Genomic DNA, 23,388 nt, shown 5'->3' with positions numbered 1-23,388 from the left:
CTTCTCTCTAAAATTATAATTTTTATTGTTTCTTTATTAGCAATTCAAAGCGATCACAATACTCTTTTACTAATAATTTACACATAGCATAGAAAATAAAAACATTAATAGTAACGATAAACATTCCCATATTCGTATTAGAGCCCGCATACAGAACCATTACTATATTTAAAAAGATTGTTAACGTTAATCCTAAAGCTATTCCTGTCCACTTCATTTCATATAGCAATAAAAAGATAACAAATACTAATGCTGGGAAAGCATATCTCTCATGCATTTGCGTAGGTAACATAAAGAACGCAAAACTTATAAAAGTTGCTGCTTTTAATAGTACTGCTGTATTCATATGGCGATGGAAAAAGACATATAAACAAGTTAATGCCGCTGCAATAGACAAGAGTATTAATCCGACTGTTTTCAATGTAATATGTGGTAAAACTTGAATAGTATCTACCGTATTAGGATCGGTACCAATCGCGTAATACCAAATATTCATAGCAAATACAGTTACCGTTGGGAAAGTACCCACCGCATTTAAATATGCTTGTGTTAACATAGTAATAAATGTTCCATAGGCTGCAAAATAAAGGCCGAATATTAATAACGGGATACAGAACCCTATTATAAATTTAATTAATTGCTTACCTTCTCTTTTTTCAAAAATAATTTTTAGGAAATACATAGCAAATACAGGCGCAATTACGATTGATTGAAATTTAGCTAGTAACGCTATAGCGTAAATAGCACCAGACCAAGCTGGCTTAGACATTAGCAATAAAATAGAACTAACCATCAATATACTATGTAACATGTCTACTTGACCCCAAATAGTCCCATCCACTATAACCGCTGGGCTAAATGCAAAAAATGTCACTAATGCTGCTCTCACAATCGAATTTTTTATCCTTTTAGAAGCTATAGCAAAAATAATTATAGCTACTACTTCAAATGCAATTGATGGGACTCGAATTAAAACACCAGCAGCATCTACGTATATATTAAAAAATGACAATATCACCCCATAAATACCTAAAAGAGCTAAGAAAAACGGAGGGTAGTTTACTAAATCCCCATGTGCATACACATCACCTAATCCATATTTACCTACCGTGTCCATCCAATCCACGAAAAATAGTTGATCTCGTTCATATCCTTCTAAATGAAATGCTAAATATATTCGTAATAAAAGAGATGCAACAACTACTACAATCAAATAAAAATGAAGCCATTTAAAACTCCACCTATCTTGAGTAAAATTCATTTCATAAACACCGTCCTTACTTTTTATAGCTTACAACAATTAAAATAAAATTGATTTACTTATATAAAAATATACCCCTAAATGAATTAACAATTTTCCCATTAAACGGTAGAAAAAATCAAATAAAAATACTAACATACAAAAAAACAATCGTCAATCACGTATTAGTTAAAGTCCATTCACATTATCCACTCTATAAGTAAGCCTCAAAAAAATATCCACCTTTAAAGTGGATATTTTCATTTATTTAATTGCCTCATGAACTTTTAATTGTTTACCTTTTATCGTTGTATTTCTCATAACCTTTAAAACAAGTGGTCCTTTTCCATTTAATATTTCAACATAAGAAACATTGTCTTGTATTGTAATAATACCTATATCATCAGCAGAAACACCTTGAATTTTAGCAATTGTTCCAACGAAATCTACCGCCCTAATTTTCTTTTTCTTTCCGCCATTAAAGTACAATTTCATAATTCCTTTGTTTAGGTCTGCATTTTTATCCTTTTTTATAATTGGTTTAGCATATATCTTTTCTTCAAATACTGCTTTCCCTTTTATAACTGCTTCTTTTGAAGGTGCCAGTTCCTTTGGAATTTCAAATCCGATATATTCCTCAATCTCTTCTAAAAATCTATTTTCATACGGCGTTATAAATGTAATAGCTTTTCCACTATTACCAGCTCGTCCCGTTCTTCCCGTACGGTGTACATAGCTTTCTTTTTCTAATGGAATATCGTAATTAATAACATGTGTAATATTATCAATATCAATTCCTCTCGCAGCTACATCAGTTGCTACTAAATAACGGAACTTTCCTTTTCTAAAATCATCCATAACTTCAAAACGATCTTCCTGTACCATACCACCGTGTATTTTGTCACAAGGATAATTAACTCGTTTTAGCTGTCTATATACATGATCTACGTTTTCTTGTGTACGACAAAAAATAATACAACTGTCTGGATTTTCAATCATAGTTACATCCTTAAGAAGTGAAAGCTTCTCTTCTTCCCTTACTTCAAAAAGGGTATGTTCAATTTTTTCTGTTGTAATCCCAGCTGCTTTAATTTCAATATGAGTTGGTGCATTCATATATGTACGGGATAACTTTTCAACATCTTCCGGTAAGGTTGCTGAAAATAGCATTGTCATTCTTTTTGTAGGTAATTCATCAATAATTGCCTCTACTTGATCGATAAAGCCCATATTTAGCATTTCATCTGCTTCATCAATCACTAAATATTTCAATCGCTCTAAAGACAGAGTCCCTTTTTCAATATGATCCAACACACGCCCTGGAGTCCCTACTACAATATGCGTCTTTTGTTTTAACTCTAATTTTTGACGTGCAAATGGAGATTTACCATAAATTGCAGCAGCTTTAATTCGTTTGAATCGCCCTATATTCGTAATATCTTCTTTCACTTGAACAGCAAGTTCCCTCGTTGGTGTTAAAACTAATGCTTGTGGTTTATTCTCTTCCCACTCTACCATTTCACAAAGTGGTATTCCGAAAGAAGCCGTTTTTCCACTTCCCGTTTGCGACTTTACAACAAGATCCTTCTTTTGCAATGCAACTGGAATGACCTCTCCTTGCACTTCTGTTGGATGCTCATATCCTAAACCAGTAAGTGCTCGTCTTACTTCTTTACTTAATGCATAATTACTAAAGCTTTTTTTACTCATATATTAACCTCATTTGATTTTATATTTAACCTATTATGTTCTTCATACCTCACTTTAGACTATAGTAAGATACTATATTAATCCACTGTTTTTAATTCGTTTCAACCTAAATTTATCTAAGTATAATTTTAAAATAGTAAAGGGCAGCCTTAATAATAAGTCTGCCCTATCTATACTGTATTCATTTTTATGGAACCAATTTTTTCACAACTGGTATTCTTTGCAATACTAACGTAATAACCAGACTAAGAACAATTGTAATCGTTACATTAATAGGTATTGCCAATATTGCATGCACACGCTCATTTACCTTAGGGAAAACCATGTACAACAAGTTATTTAATAAGAAGAAGTGAAGAATATAGATTCCAAGGCTTGCTTGATTTATAAAACGGAATAACAATGGTAATTCTCTTTCTGATTTTTGGAAAGCATATTTGAAAAATACAAATAATCCAATCGCCATCAGTACAACGCCTGGCGCAAAATATCCGTACCAAAACTGCTCTAACTGTCCATTTGCTTTTACTGTATAGTGATATGTAATAAAGAATGTACTAATAAATCCTACAAGTCCTCCAATGTAAGAAATATTTCTCCACTTTTTCGTAATATCATAATTGGATAAGTAATAACCAAGTAAGAAATACCCTACATAATTTGTAACGTAAAATAACTCAATATTAAAGTTGATAGGATAATAATATTTAACTACATTGACTACAACAGACGCATATAGCCATAAAATTAAAAAGTATTCTATCTCTCTTTTTTTAGCGTTCTTCACAAAGATTTTCAGTAAAGGTGTAATTAAATATATCCCTACAATCATGTATAAGAACCATAAATGTCCCCCGATTGTATCCGTTAAAAAGTGCTTTATCCCTTGCTTTAAAGATGCCGGGAAATATCCTGCATATGCTCCATATGCATAAAATATAGCACTCCAAGCTACAAAAGGTATAATTACTTTACTTGCACGCTTCTGTAAAAATTCCCCGACCGAAATATCTTTCGTTCCTTTTAACAATAAAGCTCCACTAATCATCACAAAAATCGGAACACTTGCACGTGAAATCGATTCAAACAAGTTACCAGCCATCCAGCGTGATACGTTATTTGCATCTAACATAGAAACATAACCCGCTGAAACGTGAATTGTAACTACTGCGATTGTTGCTAATACACGCAACCAATCCATATATACTAAGCGCTTCATTAATAGCCCTCCTAAATTTACCTATTTAACTTTTCTTTTCCAAACATAATTTTACATCAAATAATGCTATGTTTAAACACATTTTAGTAATATGAACTTACAACATAGGCGGATAAATTTAAATTTTTAAATATAAATATGAAAACCTTTGACTTATGAGTGAAAATAATGTAAATTATCTTTTGGACGAACATTTTTAAACAAACTAAATAAAATATTCGTATTTTAGGGGTGTAAATGATGGAAAACGTATTCGACTATGAAGATATTCAATTAATTCCTGCAAAATGTATTGTAAACAGCCGCTCTGAATGTGATACAACTGTCACTTTAGGTAAACATAAATTTAAATTACCTGTCGTACCTGCAAATATGCAAACGATTATTGATGAAAGAATCGCAACTTATTTAGCTGAAAACAATTACTTCTATATCATGCATCGTTTCCAACCAGAGAAACGTATCTCATTCATTAGAGATATGCAATCACGTGGATTAATCGCTTCTATCAGCGTTGGTGTAAAAGAGGATGAGTATGAATTCGTACAACAATTAGCTGCTGAGCAACTTACACCTGAATATATCACGATTGATATTGCACATGGACATTCCAATGCTGTAATCAACATGATTCAACATATTAAAAAGCATTTACCAGAAAGCTTCGTTATCGCTGGAAACGTTGGAACTCCAGAAGCGGTAAGAGAATTAGAAAATGCTGGTGCTGACGCAACAAAAGTTGGTATTGGACCTGGTAAAGTTTGTATTACTAAAATTAAGACAGGCTTTGGAACTGGCGGTTGGCAACTAGCTGCACTTCGCTGGTGTGCAAAAGCTGCAAGTAAGCCAATTATCGCTGACGGTGGTATTCGTACACACGGCGACGTAGCTAAATCTATTCGATTTGGGGCGACTATGGTTATGATCGGTTCTCTATTCGCTGGTCATGAAGAGTCTCCAGGGGAAACAATCGAAAAAGATGGCAAACTTTATAAAGAGTACTTCGGTTCAGCTTCTGAATTCCAAAAAGGCGAGAAGAAAAACGTTGAAGGTAAGAAAATGTTCGTTGAGCATAAAGGTTCTTTAGAAGACACTTTAATCGAAATGGAACAAGATCTTCAATCTTCTATTTCTTACGCTGGTGGAACAAAATTAGACTCTATTCGTACTGTAGATTATGTAGTCGTGAAAAACTCTATTTTCAACGGTGATAAAGTATATTAATTTTTAAATTTAACTCGAAGGACAAGCATTTTTATGCTTGTCCTTTTTTTTCATGTATAGAAATGTAAAAAATTTTCATTTTACTGAATTTTCTAGTATCATATTTTTAGATACTTATAATAAGGGGGATATAACAAATGAAAAATGTAATTGAGAAACGCCATATTCGCGCAGAAGTCCCTACTGAACTAACATGGGACCTTTCTGATTTATACGAATCTGATAAAGAGTGGGAAACTGCATTACTTGTATTAACAGACGATATGAAAAAACTTGATGCGTTTAAAGGAAAATTACACACTAACGCCACTACCTTATTACATTGCCTACTTTTAGAAGAAGAGCTTTTAATGGAGTTAACAAAACTATACTCCTATGCCAATTTAAAAGAATCCACTGATCGTACAAACCCAGTTATTCAAGCGAACTCTTCCAAAATTGCTGCCTTGTGGACAAAAGTACATACTGCACTATCCTTTATCCATAATGAAATCCTCTCATTCGACGAAGGAACAATTGAAAAATATTTAGCTGAAGAAACAAAACTCGAACCTTTCCGTAAATCATTACTAGACATACTGCAAAAAAGGCTGAATACACTCTCTCCTGAAACAGAAGAAGCTCTTGCTGCACTTGGCGAAGTACATAATTCTCCATACAAAATTTACGGTATGACTAAATTAGCCGATATGGATTTTACCTCCATACAAGACGAACAAGGAAACGAACTCCCTGTATCATTTGCATTATTTGAAAGTAAATATGAGTTCTCTCCAAGCGTAGACATACGTAGAAAAGCATACTCATCATTTGTTTCCACCTTGAAACGATATAAGAATACCGTGGCAACAACATATGCGACTGAAGTAAAAAAACAAGTAACACTCTCTCGTTTACGCAAATTTGAATCTGTTACTCATATGCTTTTGGAACCTCAAAAAGTTCCACTTGAAATGTATAACAATCAACTTGATATTATATACAAGGAATTAGCGCCTCATATGCGCCGTTTTGCAGATTTAAAAAAGAAAGTATTAGGACTCGATGAAATGCTGTTCTGCGACTTACATGCACCTTTAGATCCCGAATTTAATCCAACCATCACATACAAGGAGGCTGGTAAATTAATTCAAGATTCTTTAAAAGTATTAGGCGATGAATATAGTTCCATTATCCAAAAAGGATTCCAAGAAAGATGGGTTGATCTTGCAGATAACGTAGGCAAATCAACTGGAGCATTTTGTTCAAGCCCATATGGTTCTCATCCATACATTTTAATTACGTGGCAAAATACGATGCGTGGATGCTTCACATTAGCCCATGAATTTGGACATGCTGGTCATTTTTATTTAGCAAATAAAAATCAGCGTATTATGAATGTACGTCCATCTATGTACTTTGTCGAAGCACCATCTACGATGAACGAATTACTATTAGCCCAGCATTTATTAGCGACGACTGAAGATAAGAGAATGCGTAGATGGGTGATTCTGCAACTACTTGGCACATATTATCATAACTTTGTTACTCACTTACTTGAGGGAGAATATCAAAGAAGAGTATATACGCTAGCAGAAGAAGGAGAAGCACTTACAGCTACAACTTTAACTGAAATAAAAACAAATGTACTTTCGACATTCTGGGGAAATTCTGTAGAAATTGACGAAGATGCTGGCTTAACTTGGATGCGTCAACCTCATTATTATATGGGCTTATATTCTTACACCTATTCCGCAGGCCTAACTGCATCTACTGCGGTAGCCCAAATGATTAAAGAGGAAGGACAACCTGCCGTGGATCGCTGGTTAGATGTACTTCGCGCTGGTGGTACGATGAAACCACTTGAATTAATGAAACATGCCGGAGTAGATATGTCAAAACCAGATGCAATCCGTAAAGCTGTTTCTTACGTCGGTTCCTTAATCGATGAATTAGAACGCTCTTATCAAGAATAAAGTGAAACTTTAATCAGTGGGGGGTGTCCATCCCCCACTGATTATTAGCTCTCACCAATCGGGCTTTTACGGGCAGCCCGCTCCCTACCTAACTTCTTTGCTTCCGCTGAATTTTGAGGTGGGGGTCTTACTGCCCGGCAAATAGCAGGATAAAAAATAAGCCCTCGCTTTACGAGGGCTTATTTCATATTTATTTTCCAAACCTTTTACGGTATCCACATTTCCTGCATAGCTCTTCGACTGCAACCCTTTTCGAAAATCCATCGACAATGTTTGTTGCTCTTTCACCTTCTATAATGTTAGAAAATGAGTCATTATTAATATTCCCAAGGTTAATAATCCCCTCACCATCTAAACAGCAAGGAATAACTGTTCCATTTGCTAAAATTCCAGCCTGATTTCGAAGACCGTGACAGAATCCTTTTCCATCATCCTCTTCTTCATGTAATGCCGGCCACTGGAATTCATAGTCTTGATTAATAAAGACACGTTCCGCAATTTTTATACCTTTTCCTGGTGTAAGCTTCTCTTCGATTTGATAAGATAGACCAAACTCATTTTCAATGATGGATAATAAATCTCTATTTTTCTGGATTTCAGCATTCGTTTTATTATCCTGCGTTAAATTCCATAATCTAAGTGAAACAATTAAATCTGATTGACTTGTCGCCTCTCTAATGAAGGAAAGTATACTCCTTACATAACCTTCTTTATCTTGCGAACCTGGATGTCCATCAAAACTGTGCAATGAAAAATTCATTTGTCTTAATGCAGGTTTATTTAACAGTCTATGCCTTCTCTTATTAATTAACGTTCCGTTCGTTGTAATATTAACTTTAAACCCTTTTTCGTGGCTTAAATCTAACAATTGATCTATTTTCGGATGGAGCAATGGCTCACCCTTCACGTGCAAATAAATGTAGTCTGTGTGAGGTTTAATTTGGTCTAATCTTTTCGCAAAATCCTCCACAGAAATGAACTGCTTCTGCCTTTCCGTCGGCGGACAAAAGCTGCACGCAAGATTACATACACTCGTAATCTCCAAGTAAAACTTTTTAAACTTCTTCACCTTTAATTCCTCACTTCTATGACTACTTGTACTTTTTTCCTCTTCATATTACATCACACTTTTTTAGAAATAGAAACATACTTATTTTAGGAAATATAGAAAACGGCCACATCTGTAGCCGTTTGAATGCACTATTGTACAATTATTTATGATATACACATATAATTGCATTTTTCCTAGAAGAATCTTTCCTTATAGTATTGAACCATTTGCTTCCTTAATAATCAATTACTCAATACTATTTAAATCTGACCTAGAAACTAATTTATCTCCTTGAACTTGTTCTACTTGTTCCGTTTCATAAAATTCCTCAGTATATCCTGCTTCAATCCTAGTTCAGATTTTGGGTTATTCTTAATATCTACTAAAATCTCACTGATGTTTAGCTTTACACTTCTTCAGTGTTAATCTTAATATTGAGTTAGTTAAATAATATATTGCCAAGTTTGTTTAAAATAAATCCTGTGCTGGCATCGTCCCCGAAAAACTTATAGTAATAGTAGGCCACGCGAACTAAAATCCATTCCCCAATTTTTAATATACCTCGGATAATAAACGACAAGACCCCAATTCTCCAGAGAAGAAATGCAATAACAAGAAAAAAGAAGCAACCTATACCCTCTGATCCAAATCTCGCAAAAATTAAAAATAAAATAATTCCACCAATAATATATAACATTTGTTAGCTAGTTCCTTTCCAAAATAAATATCAGGAATATTTTACTATAAAAATTAAAAAGGAAGTATGATTACTTCCATATTTATCCCTTTTTTTCGAAAAACACTCTAACTAAGAAAATTGATATTATATTATTAATTGGTTGCAGGATCCCTTATCCAACTAATTCTAGTGGGAGATGGAAAATATGTTTATATTTCTATCGTATTATCTATTACAAAACCGCTCTAAATCAGCAATACACAAAAACAAGATGGTGAACATTGCAACTGACCATTTGACCTATAAGAATAGATAATCTAATACCCCTCTGAAATTGTCAAACAATTCATAAAAAATGCCTGTCACTCCCGAATAATCGAAATTATTCAAGTGGATAACAGGCACCTTTTTTAAATGAACATTTACTTATATCACTATAACCAGCATCTTACCACTAATAGGATATGGTGCTGATAGTATCTTCACAGATAAACCTCACTTATTTATGATACGGTTCACCACGATTAATACGAAATGCTCTATATACTTGCTCAAGCAATACCAAACGCATTAATTGGTGTGGTAATGTCATTTTTGAAAAAGAAAGAGATTCGTTTGAACGCTTCATTACTTCTGAACTTAGTCCAAGTGATCCACCAATTACAAATGCAACTTTACTCTTTCCATATGTAGCAAGACGATCTAAGCTTACTGCAAATTCTTCTGATGATTTTTGCTTTCCTTCTATCGCTAACGCAATGACATGTGTATCGTCAGAAATTTTATCCAGTATACGTATACCTTCTTTTTCTTTTACAATTAACATTTCTGCTTCACTTAAATTTTCTGGTGCCTTTTCATCTGGCAATTCAATTACTTCTACTTTTGCGTATGCAGATAATCGTTTTAAGTATTCTGCTATACCTTGTTTTAAATATTTTTCTTTTAATTTCCCAATTGAAATAATCGAGATATTCACACGTATTCCCCACCTTACAAACATGTTATCCACATAACTTATCCACATATCCACAAATGTTACCCACATATTGTGTGAGAATCTGTGTTCGATACAACATATGTCGCCTCATTTTGACAAAATTCACATGTTTTTTTCTCTTTTTCCGAGTTATCCACATTGTTGATAACCGGCGCAACTTCACACTCATCCACAATAATATCTAAAGCTAATTCAACATGCTCTAAACAACAAGGTAAATTCATATTCTTCACCTCACTTTTCTACAATAGAAAACAGGAGGTAGGCCCTCCTGTTTTTAATACTTTTGAATGCCTAATTTAACCGTTGTTGTTGCTCGTTTTGTACCACGATAAAACGTAAGAGTCATTTTATCATTAATTTTTTTATCATATAAGGCCGTACGGAATCCGATAATATCGCGAACCGGTTTTCCATCTACTGCTACAATCACATCATGTTCACGTAAACCAGCATCTACACCTGGCGAAGGGCTTTTCACATCTAAAATGCAAACTCCCTCTGTTACATTGCCCGGTAAATGCAATGTTTTTGACCAATGGTAATTTGGAATCTCATTTAACGATCTAAGTTCAATTCCAACATACGGTCTCCTTACTTTTCCGTACTTCTCTAATTCATTCATAATGGGAACAGCTCTAGTAACTGGAATGGCTAGTCCAATTCCTTCTACTTCTTTTGCTGCAATTTTCATTGAGTTAATGCCAATTAATTGACCTGCCGCATTTACAAGCGCACCACCACTATTACCTGGATTAATTGCTGCATCTGTTTGCAATACTTCTACTTGCCAATCGTAATGTCCATCTTGATCCAAATCTACAGGAACAATACGTTCATTAGCTGAAATAATGCCTTGTGTGACAGTCCCAGAAAATTGCAGTCCTAACGGGTTTCCAATCGCAATGACCGGTTCTCCTCTACGAACAGTATTAGAATCACCAATTTCAATTATTTTTTTTACATGCTTTGCATCTATTTGTAGTACAGCTAAATCGGTGACTACATCCGTTCCTAATACTTTACCAGGAACCTTCTTACCGTCACTTAAACTTACCTCAATACGATTTGCTCCAGCAACAACATGATTATTCGTTACGATATAAGCTTGGCCATCTGCCTTTTTATAAATTACACCTGATCCTGTACCAGCTTCTGAATCTGCCTCTGAAAAATTATCTCGTTGAATATTAATAACGCCAACAACAGCTTCAGACGCACGATCAACAGCATCCACAAAACTAATCTGTTTAATTCCTTGCGCTTCGGCCATATTACTTCCACTTGCTTCAGCTTGTGGAAACGCGCCCGCATCATTTGAAAACAAAGGAGCTCCAAATGCAAATAACGAAGCTCCTACAATTGTTCCTGCTATACTAGAAATGACTATACCTTTATGCTTCTTTTTTCTTGCACGTTTCATACGATAATTTTCTTCATCAATAAAGGACATATTTGTTCACCCATCTTCCTGAAAACAACTATATTCACCTTTATTGTTTACTAAAATGAAGAATTATACGTATTGAATTTTTGTCGGCATTTTTGGATCTGTATCGTGAATTTCAAAGGCTTCTCCCACTCCAAATCCTTTTTCCTCTAGTACTTGTGATACTGACATACGTGCTAGTTCTTTCATGTTATTATCTAAACTTAAATGGGCTAAATAAATATGTTTTGTCTCATCTGTAATTACATCCGCCATCGCTAATGCAGCGTCCTCATTACAAACGTGCCCCACATCACTTAAAATACGTCGCTTAATACTCCATGGATAACGTCCCATACGAAGCATTTCCACGTCATGATTACTTTCAAATACGAAAGCGTTAGCTCCCTTAATAACACCTTTCATACGGTCACTCACGTATCCCGTATCTGTAATAAGGGCTAACTTTCTATTATTGTTATGAAAAGCATAGAACATCGGCTCTGCGGCGTCATGAGAAACTCCAAATGACTCGACCTCGATATCACCGAATGTTTTCACATCCCCAACTGAGAAAATGAACTTTTGCTCTGTTGGGATATTTCCTATTAAGTGTTCCATTGCATTCCATGTTTTCTCATTTGCATAAACAGGCAAATCATATTTACGTGCTAATACACCTAATCCTTTAATATGATCGCTATGTTCATGTGTTACAAGAATACCCGATACATCATTTATATTTAGTTCTGCCTGTTTAAATAAAGCCTCTGTTGCTTTACCACTTAAACCTGCATCGACCAGTAATTTCTTTTCATCTGTTCCTACATATAGCATATTCCCTGTACTTCCACTTGCAAGTACGCTAAAATGCAACCCCATTCTTTCTCACTCCAGTATGTTCATCAACCACTTGATTTTCCCTTTCCCCTAATTCCATAACTTGTCCTTCAATTGCATTTACAAAGAAGTCCTGCTTCTGCTCCGTTTTTAAGTTCCATGTTGGAGCAAGTACTTGGTTATTAGAAGTAGATGCGGTAAGGTTGGCATAACCAATTTGTGCTTCTTTTACATGTGTATTTCCATGAACTTTATTTTTTAAATACAGATTTTCTAAGGCCGTTTGGGCAGTAATAATTTCTTGCTGTTTCGTTTTTTCACTTTCGCCCATTTCTTTTAAATCCGTTAGCATCGTCTGCGTGTATGACACAAGTTCATTTTTTTCATTTAATTCCACAACAATCATTGCCTGATCGTTATAGAAAATAGGTTTATCTTTATATTTTTGGAAGAAGTAAATTTTAGAGTCTTTCATCGCTCCAAACTCATACTTTTGTCCATCCAATACATAGTTCTTCAAAAAATCACTATACTTATCTTTCGATAATGATTTTGTATTCAAAAAGGGCTCTTTTAGCTTACTTTCTATCTTGTACATATTTTGTATATGCGCCGTTTGATTTTTTAAAGACTGTACATCTTCTTCTTTAAATGCCTTGTTTTCGGCCCTAATAAATGACTCTTTTTTCGGTTCTTTAGGGAAATTACCCATAGTAATTTTGTTTGCTTTTAATTCTTGATCTATCTTTGTTTCTGCAATAAGCTCCAATTGATTACTATCCTGCTTTTGAATGAATTGAAAAATGAGAAAGAGGTCCAAAACAAAAAAGGTCACAATAAATATGGTTTTAATCCGATCCCAATCCATTTAGTCCTCCCTCACTCCACTCATATATTTTTTGTTTGCCCGTTTCATCTTCAACAAACTTTACATACCAAATTGGCTGTAGTCGAGCCACTTGCCCATCTAGTGATAATTTGTATCCAATACCAATGTCTTTAATGAATCGTTTATCTACCGCGGCATTATTTTCTAAGGATGCTATTACAACGTGACCCGATGGAAGAGTAGCCTTCTGTTCTATGCCTTTCGTATTTAAAGACAACAAAGGTCTCTCATATTCCATTACTTCTTCTGATCCCCTTACTTGTCTCAATTCAGCTAATCCATCTGTATTGAATACGGAATATCCATCTTCATGTAAACGGAATACCGTCTGTCCTTTATTCATATAGTCCAAACGATATGAATCTAAACTCCCACTGTGACCATTTACAAAATCAAAGCTTTTTTGTAAAAGCATTAAATTATCTGTCGTTTTCTCACTTGAAACAGAAGAATTTTTATACTTTAGCATATGATGATCGTTTTCAATCTCCATGGACCTAATACCATCTGTAAATGTTTCTTTTGATTTCTCGGTAATAGGGCTTAAATAACGTGGGTCACTAAAAAGAGCATTCTTAAATGTATCAACCGCTAAATTAGATGAAATATATGTTATATTACTTAACTCTGTCGTTCCATCTGGTAAAAATAGCTTTTTCACATCATTAATTTGATAGTCAAAATAAGGTTTTGCTGATACTATAAATTGATTTTGTGCATTTACAATATCTTTTAAATACACACCACTTAATTTTGCTTCATATATTCTAGAGTTATCACCATCAGAAACAAAATTAATTTTAATTTCTTGATCCCTACTTCTAGAAGGATCGAGAATAATTCGATTAAAATGTTTAGGCTTATTTATACTTTTTTCTTTCATATTAAACATAGATTTAACTGCATCAAATGGGATGTTGGTAGGAAAAATAAGTTCAATTTTCCCCTCACCATGCACATAAGAAAGGAAATCAGCTTTAGCAATCGATATCTCTTTGAAATCATATAATTCCCCTGCTTCCAAAGGTTTATAGATTGATTCTATATCTCCCTCTCTTTCGCTCCCGTAATGATTTTTATCTTTATGCACGATGATAGAAGTAGGGCGGACAACATCAGCAATTTTAGTTTGAGTAGTTCCTTCATTCCCCTGCACAAATTTTGCGTTTTGCATAGACGTGGAATCTGGCACATACGTCCATAAGTTAAAAGTAAGAAATAGGCTAATTACAACTAAATTAATTAAAACTATCGTTTTAACATTTTCCATACTCATTCCCATTCGTCCTCTTCATCCGCTGCCATTGGCAATGTGAAGTAAATAGTTGTCCCTTTTCCTTCCTCACTCTTCGCCCAAATTGAGCCACCATGTGCCTCAATCATTTCTTTTGCAATTGCTAATCCAAGTCCTGTACCACCCATTTGTCTTGAACGTGCTTTGTCTACGCGATAAAAACGTTCAAAGATTTTATCGACATTTTCTTTTGGAATCCCCATTCCTTGGTCACTTACACTAATCTCTAATAATTCCCCACGATCACGTAAGCGATATGTTACTGTTCCACCTTCTGGTGAATACTTTAATGCATTCGAAATAATGTTATACAAAACTTGCGTAATTTTATCCGTATCCATATCAATAAATCGGGATTTCTTAGAGAAAGATCGTTTGAAACTTACGTTTTGCTCTTTAGACATTTCAAAACGATCAATAATGTTATTAAAGAAGTCAGTAAAGTCGACCCATTCTTTCATTAAACGATGTTCTGTACTATCGAGTTTAGAAAGTTGCAATAATGCATTTACAAGTCTAATCATTCTTTCTGTTTCTTCTTGTGTAACTGTTAAAAATTGTGGTGCAATATTCGGATCTTGCCACGCACCGTCCGTAAGTGCCTCTAAGTAACTGCGCATTGTTGTTAATGGTGTTCTTAATTCATGGGAAACGTTTGCCACAAACTCACGGCGTTCCCTTTCTATACGCTCCTGCTCAGTTACGTCATATAATACGGCTATTAAACCATTTGCTTTCCCTGTTTCTTTTTGAATAACAGAGAAACTAGCACGTAGAATATATGGCTCATTTCTCGTACTAAAATCTAATAAAACGGAATCAGGCTCTTCGTATAAATGATCGAGCGTAAATTCTTCTTGTATCCCTAATACTTCTAAAACAGATTGATCGAGCGCCGTTTCACGCGAAACATTTAGCATCTTCTCCGCAGGATCATTTAATAAAATAATGTCCCCTTTTCGGTCAGTAGCAATTACTCCATCTGTCATATGTGATAAAACGGATGATAATTTACGTCTTTCACTTTCCGTTGAAGAACGAGCTTGTTGTAATTTTTTTGATAAATTATTAAAAGATAATGCTAATTGTCCAATTTCATCATGGCTATGCACTTTTACTTTTCTTGAATAGTTTCCTTTTGCCATTTCAATCGCTTGTCTTCGCATATCTGAGATTGGTCTCGTAATCGTTTGAGCTAACAAAATTCCAAGTACAGCTGTTACGAGTAATGCAATAACGGTTCCAGTCGCAAAAATTTGATTAATATCCTTCATCTGTTTATAAACATCTTCCATAGATGCAACAATGTAAATAACACCCAGTGCATCCTTGCCGTTATCATCTATAATCGGAGTAAGCATAACTTGTACACGATGGCCTGTACGACCATCCTTCTCAATTTTTACTTCTGGCTTTTTTTGTACCAATACCCGCTGAACAGCTATATCAGTTGATGTTCTATTTACCTTGTTTTGCTTTGACTCATCTGAAATAGCAAGTAACTTTCTATTCGAATCAAATACACTTACCTCTTGGATATCTTTCTTTCGATCAGAGGCAAATTTTCGAATTGAAGTTTTAATCGTTTCATCTGTTGATTCTGTTTCTGCTTTTGTATGACTTTTTTTAAACTCTTGTTTCAAGTTATATGCTAATAAGTTCGTTTGCTGCGTTAAAGAATCTCTAAAACCTTGTACAAGACTCTTTTCTAACTCCCTAACGAAATATACCCCAATAACTTGCATAGCTATTAATATTAATAGCATATATATGAGCACAAATTTTAAATGAATAGATTGAAAAAAACCGACTTTCTTCATATACTATTCCTGCTCTGGGTCACGCAAGTAATACCCTACTCCACGTCTAGTGACAATTAAAGTAGGATGACTTGGATTATCTTCAATTTTTTCACGTAAGCGACGCACTGTTACGTCCACTGTACGTACATCTCCAAAATAATCATAACCCCAAACCGTTTGCAATAAATGTTCACGAGTCATAACTTGTCCTAAATGTTTTGCTAAATAATGTAGTAGCTCAAATTCACGATGTGTAAGTTCAATATTTTCCTCACGTTTCGTTACACTATACGCATTTGGATTGATAACAATTGGTCCAATAACCATTTCCGTGTTTTCTTCTTTTTCTGCAGAACCACCTTGTTGATGACGGCGTAAATTTGCCTTCACACGAGCAAGTAATTCCCTCGTACTAAATGGCTTCGTTACATAATCATCTGCGCCAAGCTCAAGCCCTAATACTTTATCAATTTCAGAGTCCTTTGCTGTAAGCATAATAATCGGCATTTCTGAGCTTTTACGTATTTCACGACAAACCTCTAAGCCATCCTTACCTGGTAACATAATATCTAATAAGACCATATCTGGCTGTTCTTCATTCGCTTTTTCAATCGCTTCGTCACCATCATGCGCCATTACAATTTCAAAACCTTCTTTTTCTAGGTTGAACTTTAAAATATCCGCAATCGGCTTTTCATCATCAACTACTAAAATTTTCTTTCCCATCATCGTCTATTTCCTCCTTATAAAGTGAAACTTTAATCGACAGGGGGCTTCATCCCCCACCGAGTATTAGCCCTCACCAATTGGGCATCTACGGGCAGTTGATCCCGCACCTAACTTCTTTGCCTTTGCTGAATTTTGAGATAGGGGCTTACTGCCCGCCAAAAGCGGGGTAAAAATATGGTCAATATCCCTAAACACATTGATGTCTACATAGTATGTCCCTATATGACCGCATCTTTTGCTTAAGTACTTTCTCCTCTATTCTCACAGACTCATGTATGATCCACTTTTACACGGAATCCTATACGATCTATAGAAAAACCTCTAGCTTCAACTGCTAGAGGCTCCTCATTCTATTTTAAAATAACTACTCAATTTTGTAAAATTACACAAATAAAAAGGATATTAAGTGGGCCCACTTAATATCCTGAGAGTGGCTCGGGACGGAATCGAACCGCCGACACGAGGATTTTCAGTCCTCTGCTCTACCGACTGAGCTACCGAGCCAAAACTATATATAAAACCACTAATGGTGGTATAAACAAAAGTGGCGGTCCCGACCGGGGTCGAACCGGCGATCTCCTGCGTGACAGGCAGGCATGTTAACCACTACACCACGGGACCAAAAATGAACATAAAAAAACATGACCCGTACGGGATTCGAACCCGTGTTACCGCCGTGAAAGGGCGGTGTCTTAACCACTTGACCAACGGGCCACGAAAAATAAAATGGTGAGCCATGAAGGATTCGAACCTTCGACCCTCTGATTAAAAGTCAGATGCTCTACCAGCTGAGCTAATGGCTCATACTCACCAACGTCATATTTTCGTGACGACAAGATGTATCATAACATGTTTTCTTTATTTTTTGCAATACCTTTTTTATTTTTTTTATAAAAGATAAGAAAAAACTCATGTGGACATGAGTTTTTTCTTAAAAATATTAATTAAGCTTCGTATACGTTACGAACGATATTTGTTTGGTTACGATCTGGTCCAACTGAGAACATAGATAATTGAATTCCTGTTAACTCAGACACACGTTCTACGTATTTTCGTGCATTTTCAGGAAGCTCGTCTAATGATCTTACACCAGTAATATCTTCTGTCCAACCTGGAAGCTCTTCGTATACAGGCTCACATTTCGCTAAAATGTTTAAGTTTGCTGGAACTTCATCGATAACTTCGCCATTACATTTGTAAGCAACACAAATTTTAAGAGTCGGAATACCTGTTAGAACGTCGATAGAATTTAATGATAGATCTGTTAAACCACTAACACGACGTGCATGTCTTACAACAACGCTATCGAACCAACCTACACGGCGTGGACGACCAGTTGTTGTTCCATACTCACGACCAACTTCACGAATTTGATGACCAATTTCATCATGAAGCTCAGTAGGGAACGGACCATCACCTACGCGGCTTGTATATGCTTTACATACACCCACAACGCGAGTAACTTTCGCAGGACCAACTCCAGTTCCAACTGTTACACCGCCAGCAATCGGGTTCGAAGATGTAACGAATGGGTACGTACCGTGGTCGATATCAAGCATAACCCCTTGTGCACCTTCAAATAGTACACGGTGATTGTTATCTAGCGCATCATTTAATACAACAGACGTATCACATACATATTGTGCGATTTTCTGTCCGTACTCGAAGTACTCTTCGAAGATTTCTTCTACACTGAAACCTTCTGTATCGTACATTTTTTCAAATAAACGATTTTTTTCTACTAAATTGCGCTCAAGCTTCTCTTTAAATGCTTCACGGTCTAAAAGATCAGCCATACGAATACCAATACGAGCAGCTTTATCCATATATGCAGGACCGATACCTTTTTTCGTTGTACCGATTTTGTTATCACCTTTACTTGCTTCTTCTAACTCATCTTGTTTTAAGTGATAAGGTAAAATAACGTGCGCACGGTTACTTACACGTAAATTATCAGTACTTACACCACGATCGTGTAAGTATTTTAACTCTTCAAGTAATGCTTTCGGATCTACTACTAAGCCATTTCCGATTACACAAATTTTCTCTTTATAGAAAATACCAGATGGAATTAAGTGTAATTTATATTTAACTCCGCCGAAAACAATTGTATGTCCCGCGTTATTTCCACCTTGATATCTTGCAACTACTTCCGCATGCTCAGAAAGAAAATCAGTGATTTTACCTTTTCCTTCGTCGCCCCATTGTGTTCCTACAACTACTACTGAAGACATTATTAAAGCACCTCCGCAATTTTCAAACGATCTATTCAAACAATATAATTGTACCAAAACGGAAAAAGAAGTCAACCAAAAAGCGAACATTTTTTTATTAAAAAACATTTTCGTTCGTAAGAATTATATTTTTACATTATGAAAGCCTTATCTTTCCTATAAAAAAAAAGAAACACATCTTATTATAAGAAATGTGTTTCTTTTTTATACTATCTTTATGCAGGCGGCGCATGTCCATCCTCGAAGCGACGTTCTAAGTTAACGAACTTATTGAACTCTTTAACGAATGCGAGTTCTACTGAGCCTACAGGACCGTTACGCTGCTTTGCAATAATAATTTCAATCGTATTTTTATTTTCTGTTTCTCGGTCGTAGTAATCTTCACGATATAAGAAGGCTACAATATCGGCATCCTGCTCGATACTTCCCGATTCACGAATATCAGACATCATCGGACGTTTATCTTGGCGAGATTCTACACCACGAGATAACTGTGACAAGGCAATAACAGGAACTTGCAATTCACGTGCAATCCCTTTTAGTGTACGAGAAATTTCAGATACTTCCTGCTGACGGTTCTCTCCTGATTTCCCGCTTCCTTGAATAAGCTGCAAATAGTCAATCAAGATCATACCAAGACCCTGTTCTTGTTTTAATCTACGACATTTTGCCCGAATCTCATTTACTTTAATCCCTGGTGTATCATCAATATAGATACCGGCATTAGAAAGGCTACCCATTGCCATCGTTAATTTCGCCCAATCATCAGAAGTTAATGACCCAGTACGAAGTCTTTGTGCATCAATATTCCCTTCTGCACAAAGCATACGCATAACAAGCTGATCAGCACCCATCTCTAGACTAAAAATCGCTACATTTTCATCCGTTTTCGTCGCCACGTTTTGTGCGATATTTAATGAAAATGCCGTTTTCCCTACCGATGGACGTGCCGCCACGATAATTAAATCATTTCGCTGGAACCCTGCTGTCATCTTATCTAATTCAGTGAATCCAGTTGGTATCCCCGTAACTTCACCTTTTTGATTATGCAAAAGTTCGATTTTATCGTAAGCATCTACAAGAACGTCTTTAATATTTTGGAATGCTTTCGCATTCGTTTGATGAGACACTTCTAATATTTTTTTCTCAGCCTCATTTAAAAGGCCATCCACATCATCTTCTCTCTCATATCCATCTGACACGATATGAGTCGCTGTTCGAATTAAACGACGTAAGAGCGCTTTTTCAGCGATGATTCGTGCATAATACTCTACGTTAGCAGCAGTCGGAACAACTTCTGCTAATTCTGCTAAGTAAGAAACCCCACCAACTTCTTCTAGTAACCCTTGATCCGCCATCGCTGACGTCATCATTACTAAGTCGATTGGCTCTCCCTTATCAGACAAACCAAGCATGACTTCGAAAACCTTTTGATGTTTCGTTCGATAAAATGAGTCAGGTACCAATAGTTCCGATGCTGACGTTAACGCATCCTGATCAATCAATATAGCACCTAGGACTGCCTGCTCAGCTTCTATATTATGCGGAGGGGTACGATCAGCCATTACATCACTCATACGCAATCCTCCTTGCTTAACTTATTTTTATTGTTCACTAACATGAACTTTTACTGTTGCTGTTACTTGCGGATGCAATTTCACAGTAACGTTTGTATAGCCTAATGCACGAATTGCATCATCCATTTCAAATTTACGCTTATCAAGTTTAATCTTGTGTGATTTTTGCATTGCATCTACGATTTGTTTACTTGTGATTGAACCGAATAGACGGCCACCTTCTCCAGATTTAGCCTTTACTTCTACAGTTAGTTTCTCTAACGTTTCTTTTAATTGTTTTGCACTTTCAAGCTCTGCCTCTGCATCTTTTTCTTCTTTGCGTTTTTGAGCTTCTAAAGTTTTCATACTGCTATTTGTCGCCTCAGCAGCTAATCCTTGTTTTAGTAAGAAGTTATTTGCATAGCCATCTGGTACATTTTTTACTTCTCCTTTTTTACCTTTACCTTTTACGTCTTTTAGAAAAATTACTTTCATGATTGTGTGCCTCCCTGTAAATAGTCATCAATAACAAATCGAAGCTTCTCCTCAGCTTCATCTACTGTAACATTTTTCATTTGTGTGGCTGCATTCGTTAAATGCCCGCCACCACCTAAATTTTCCATAATTAGCTGCACATTCACTTCACCTAAAGACCTGCCGCTAATTCCAATGAAATTCTCGCCACGTTTTGCAATAACAAATGATGCAATAATTCCTGTCATTGTTAATAATGTGTCCGCTGATTGCGCAATAAGCACTTGATCGTAGTAATCATCACTATCAACTTTTGCAATCGCAATTCCATTTGTATAAATGTACGCATTTTTAATAGCTTTTGCAACCCGTAAATACTGATCCATATCTTCTTTTAAAAGCTCCTGTACAAGTACAGTATCTGCACCATGTGAGCGTAAATAAGAAGCGGCATCAAACGTACGGGCACCCGTACGGAATGTAAAGCTTTTCGTATCAACAATAATACCTGCTAACAACGCTGTCGCTTCTAACATTGTCATTTTTAAATTTTTCGGTTGGTATTCAAGTAATTCTGTAACAAGTTCTGCCGTGGAAGAAGCGTAAGGCTCCATGTAAACAAGCAATGGGTCTTCAATAAAATCTTCTCCTCGGCGATGATGGTCAATAACAACTACGTTTTCAATTTTGCGTAACAGCTTTTCTTCCATCACCATTGAAGGTTTATGCGTATCAACAACAACAAGTAAGGAATCATCATTTGCAAATTCCATCGCTTGTTCTGGTGTAATAAAGTGAGACCATAACTCTTCATTCTGTTTCACTTTATCCATTAAACGCTTAATTCCCTTATCAGAATCATTTTCATCCAGCACAATATATCCTTTGCGCTCATTTAATTGCGCTACCTTTAAAATACCAATCGCAGCACCAATTGCATCCATATCAGGAGCCCTATGTCCCATTATCATGACATTACTACTTTCTAATACTAAATCCTTTAATGCGTGCGAAATAACTCTAGCACGTACACGAGTACGTTTTTCCACTGGATTTGTCTTACCACCATAAAACTTAACTTTACCTGTCGCTTGCTTAATAGCTACTTGATCTCCACCACGGCCAAGTGCAAGGTCTAAGCCAGACTGAGCCATTGCCCCAAGCTCTGATAAAGGTAAATCACCTGATCCAACACCTACACTTAAGGTGAGTGGTATATTCCTTTTAGATGTTTCTTCACGCACTTGATCTAAAATACTAAATTTCCCTTTCTCCATTTGCGCCAAAATACTTTCATTTAGCACAACGAAGAATCTTTCTGAAGATGCACGTTTTAAATATGCCCCATACTTAACGGCCCATTCATTTAGGCGTGATGTTACAAGACTTGTTATATTCGTACGTAATTGATCATCTAATCCTTGTGTAACTTCATCATAATTATCTAAATAAATGACAGCCAAAACGGTACGTTGATCCTCGTACATCTTTTCAATTTCAGTTTGTTCTGTTACATCAAAGAAATAAATTAACTTTTCTTCCTTCCTTACAAAGACACGAAACTTTCGATTATTTAAAGAGACTATATCATCGGAAGTTTCTCCTTTAATAAAAAGAAGTAACGTTTCTGATACATCATAAAGGTGCCATCCAGCTAATGCATGCTGTCCTAGGCATGAAGATAAATAAGGATTCGCCCAATCAATCCCATAATCCTTATTGTATAACAAAATACCAATCGGCATTTGGTTAAATGCCTCATTACTCACTTTCTTTACCCTTGTAATCATCTCTGTCGTATGTTTTTCAAAGTTCTTTTGAAAGGTAAGTTCAAATCGTACAACAACAAAAAGGACGATACAAAAAATTAAAAAGGAGACTATCCCCATCATTAAATGAAAATAACAGAGGATCGAAATAAGCACAAACACAAAAAATGCCAATACGTAAACAGGATATAAAAACCACTGTTTCTTATAAAATTCAGGCATGTATACAACTCCTATAAAGTAAAACTAACTCATCTTCCAGTTAGTTAAACAGATTAAAATAGTATAAGGAAT

Annotated in this window: 18 protein-coding genes and 4 tRNA genes; 2 read left to right on the top strand and 20 right to left on the bottom strand. The window is 35.6% G+C overall.

Annotated features, from left to right (window positions below; translation table 11 throughout):
- Positions 1–22 precede the first annotated feature (22 nt).
- From FS742_RS20660 to FS742_RS20650, 3 genes are all read right to left on the bottom strand, one after another.
- Positions 23–1,261 (bottom strand): hypothetical protein, encoded by a 1,239-nt coding sequence (locus tag FS742_RS20660; RefSeq protein WP_144614761.1) that lies wholly within the window; start codon positions 1,259–1,261, stop codon positions 23–25.
- A gap of 243 nt (positions 1,262–1,504) precedes the next feature.
- Positions 1,505–2,950, bottom strand: a complete 1,446-nt coding sequence (dbpA, locus tag FS742_RS20655) for an ATP-dependent RNA helicase DbpA (protein WP_144614759.1) — start codon at positions 2,948–2,950, stop codon at positions 1,505–1,507.
- 187 nt (positions 2,951–3,137) lie between these two features.
- Positions 3,138–4,169: an acyltransferase gene (locus FS742_RS20650; protein ID WP_144614757.1), complete on the bottom strand. Its 1,032-nt coding sequence runs from the start codon at positions 4,167–4,169 to the stop codon at positions 3,138–3,140.
- 240 nt (positions 4,170–4,409) lie between these two features.
- On the opposite strand from FS742_RS20650, the gene guaC reads away from it, so the two are divergent.
- Both guaC and pepF read left to right on the top strand, forming a co-directional pair.
- Positions 4,410–5,393, top strand: coding sequence for a GMP reductase (guaC, locus tag FS742_RS20645; protein ID WP_000432444.1), 984 nt, complete (start codon positions 4,410–4,412; stop codon positions 5,391–5,393).
- A 137-nt stretch (positions 5,394–5,530) separates the two neighbouring features.
- A complete protein-coding gene (pepF, locus tag FS742_RS20640; protein ID WP_144614755.1) occupies positions 5,531–7,348 on the top strand; it encodes an oligoendopeptidase F in 1,818 nt (605 codons plus the stop codon).
- Positions 7,349–7,538: 190 nt separating this feature from the next.
- Here pepF and FS742_RS20635 read toward each other — a convergent pair whose 3' ends face one another.
- The 17 genes from FS742_RS20635 to FS742_RS20550 all read right to left on the bottom strand — a co-directional run bounded on the left by FS742_RS20635 (position 7,539) and on the right by FS742_RS20550 (position 23,316).
- Positions 7,539–8,417, bottom strand: coding sequence for a radical SAM/SPASM domain-containing protein (locus FS742_RS20635; RefSeq protein WP_000713629.1), 879 nt, complete (start codon positions 8,415–8,417; stop codon positions 7,539–7,541).
- 1,160 nt (positions 8,418–9,577) lie between these two features.
- Entirely contained in the window at positions 9,578–10,057 is a 480-nt protein-coding gene (gene rlmH / locus FS742_RS20630; RefSeq protein WP_001027003.1) for a 23S rRNA (pseudouridine(1915)-N(3))-methyltransferase RlmH, read from the bottom strand.
- Between the two features lie 59 nt (positions 10,058–10,116).
- Entirely contained in the window at positions 10,117–10,302 is a 186-nt protein-coding gene (locus FS742_RS20625; RefSeq protein ID WP_001052827.1) for a CxxH/CxxC protein, read from the bottom strand.
- 53 nt (positions 10,303–10,355) lie between these two features.
- Positions 10,356–11,531, bottom strand: a complete 1,176-nt coding sequence (locus FS742_RS20620; protein WP_144614754.1) for a S1C family serine protease — start codon at positions 11,529–11,531, stop codon at positions 10,356–10,358.
- Between the two features lie 63 nt (positions 11,532–11,594).
- Entirely contained in the window at positions 11,595–12,389 is a 795-nt protein-coding gene (locus FS742_RS20615) for an MBL fold metallo-hydrolase (RefSeq protein WP_000522836.1), read from the bottom strand.
- Entirely contained in the window at positions 12,373–13,215 is an 843-nt protein-coding gene (locus FS742_RS20610; RefSeq protein WP_144614752.1) for a two-component system regulatory protein YycI, read from the bottom strand. The genes FS742_RS20615 and FS742_RS20610 overlap by 17 nt, the downstream gene beginning before the upstream one ends.
- Positions 13,196–14,512: a YycH family regulatory protein gene (locus tag FS742_RS20605; protein ID WP_144614750.1), complete on the bottom strand. Its 1,317-nt coding sequence runs from the start codon at positions 14,510–14,512 to the stop codon at positions 13,196–13,198. The genes FS742_RS20610 and FS742_RS20605 overlap by 20 nt, the downstream gene beginning before the upstream one ends.
- Positions 14,509–16,350 (bottom strand): cell wall metabolism sensor histidine kinase WalK, encoded by a 1,842-nt coding sequence (walK, locus tag FS742_RS20600; RefSeq protein ID WP_144614748.1) that lies wholly within the window; start codon positions 16,348–16,350, stop codon positions 14,509–14,511. The genes FS742_RS20605 and walK overlap by 4 nt, the downstream gene beginning before the upstream one ends.
- A gap of 3 nt (positions 16,351–16,353) precedes the next feature.
- Positions 16,354–17,061, bottom strand: coding sequence for a cell wall metabolism DNA-binding response regulator WalR (walR, locus tag FS742_RS20595; RefSeq protein WP_000971869.1), 708 nt, complete (start codon positions 17,059–17,061; stop codon positions 16,354–16,356).
- 431 nt (positions 17,062–17,492) lie between these two features.
- Positions 17,493–17,565: transfer RNA gene (locus tag FS742_RS20585), tRNA-Phe, on the bottom strand.
- Positions 17,566–17,606: 41 nt separating this feature from the next.
- Positions 17,607–17,682: transfer RNA gene (locus FS742_RS20580), tRNA-Asp, on the bottom strand.
- A gap of 21 nt (positions 17,683–17,703) precedes the next feature.
- Positions 17,704–17,775 (bottom strand) — tRNA-Glu (locus FS742_RS20575).
- Between the two features lie 13 nt (positions 17,776–17,788).
- Positions 17,789–17,864, bottom strand: a tRNA-Lys gene (locus tag FS742_RS20570).
- Between the two features lie 141 nt (positions 17,865–18,005).
- Positions 18,006–19,295, bottom strand: a complete 1,290-nt coding sequence (locus tag FS742_RS20565; RefSeq protein ID WP_144614744.1) for an adenylosuccinate synthase — start codon at positions 19,293–19,295, stop codon at positions 18,006–18,008.
- A 215-nt stretch (positions 19,296–19,510) separates the two neighbouring features.
- A complete protein-coding gene (gene dnaB, locus FS742_RS20560; protein ID WP_144614742.1) occupies positions 19,511–20,872 on the bottom strand; it encodes a replicative DNA helicase in 1,362 nt (453 codons plus the stop codon).
- A 27-nt stretch (positions 20,873–20,899) separates the two neighbouring features.
- Positions 20,900–21,346 carry a 50S ribosomal protein L9 gene (gene rplI, locus FS742_RS20555; protein ID WP_000864239.1) on the bottom strand — a complete coding sequence of 149 codons (447 nt, stop codon included), beginning with the start codon at positions 21,344–21,346 and terminating at the stop codon, positions 20,900–20,902.
- On the bottom strand, positions 21,343–23,316 hold the full coding sequence (locus FS742_RS20550; RefSeq protein WP_144614740.1) for a DHH family phosphoesterase: 1,974 nt from the start codon (positions 23,314–23,316) through the stop codon (positions 21,343–21,345). The genes rplI and FS742_RS20550 overlap by 4 nt, the downstream gene beginning before the upstream one ends.
- Positions 23,317–23,388 lie beyond the last annotated feature (72 nt).

It is taken from the genome of Bacillus cereus (assembly GCF_007678085.1).
Taxonomy (GTDB): Bacteria; Bacillota; Bacilli; order Bacillales; family Bacillaceae_G; genus Bacillus_A; species Bacillus_A cereus_BE.
The sequence above is the reverse complement of the archived record's forward strand: the minus strand, read 5'-3'. Positions and strand labels throughout refer to the sequence as shown.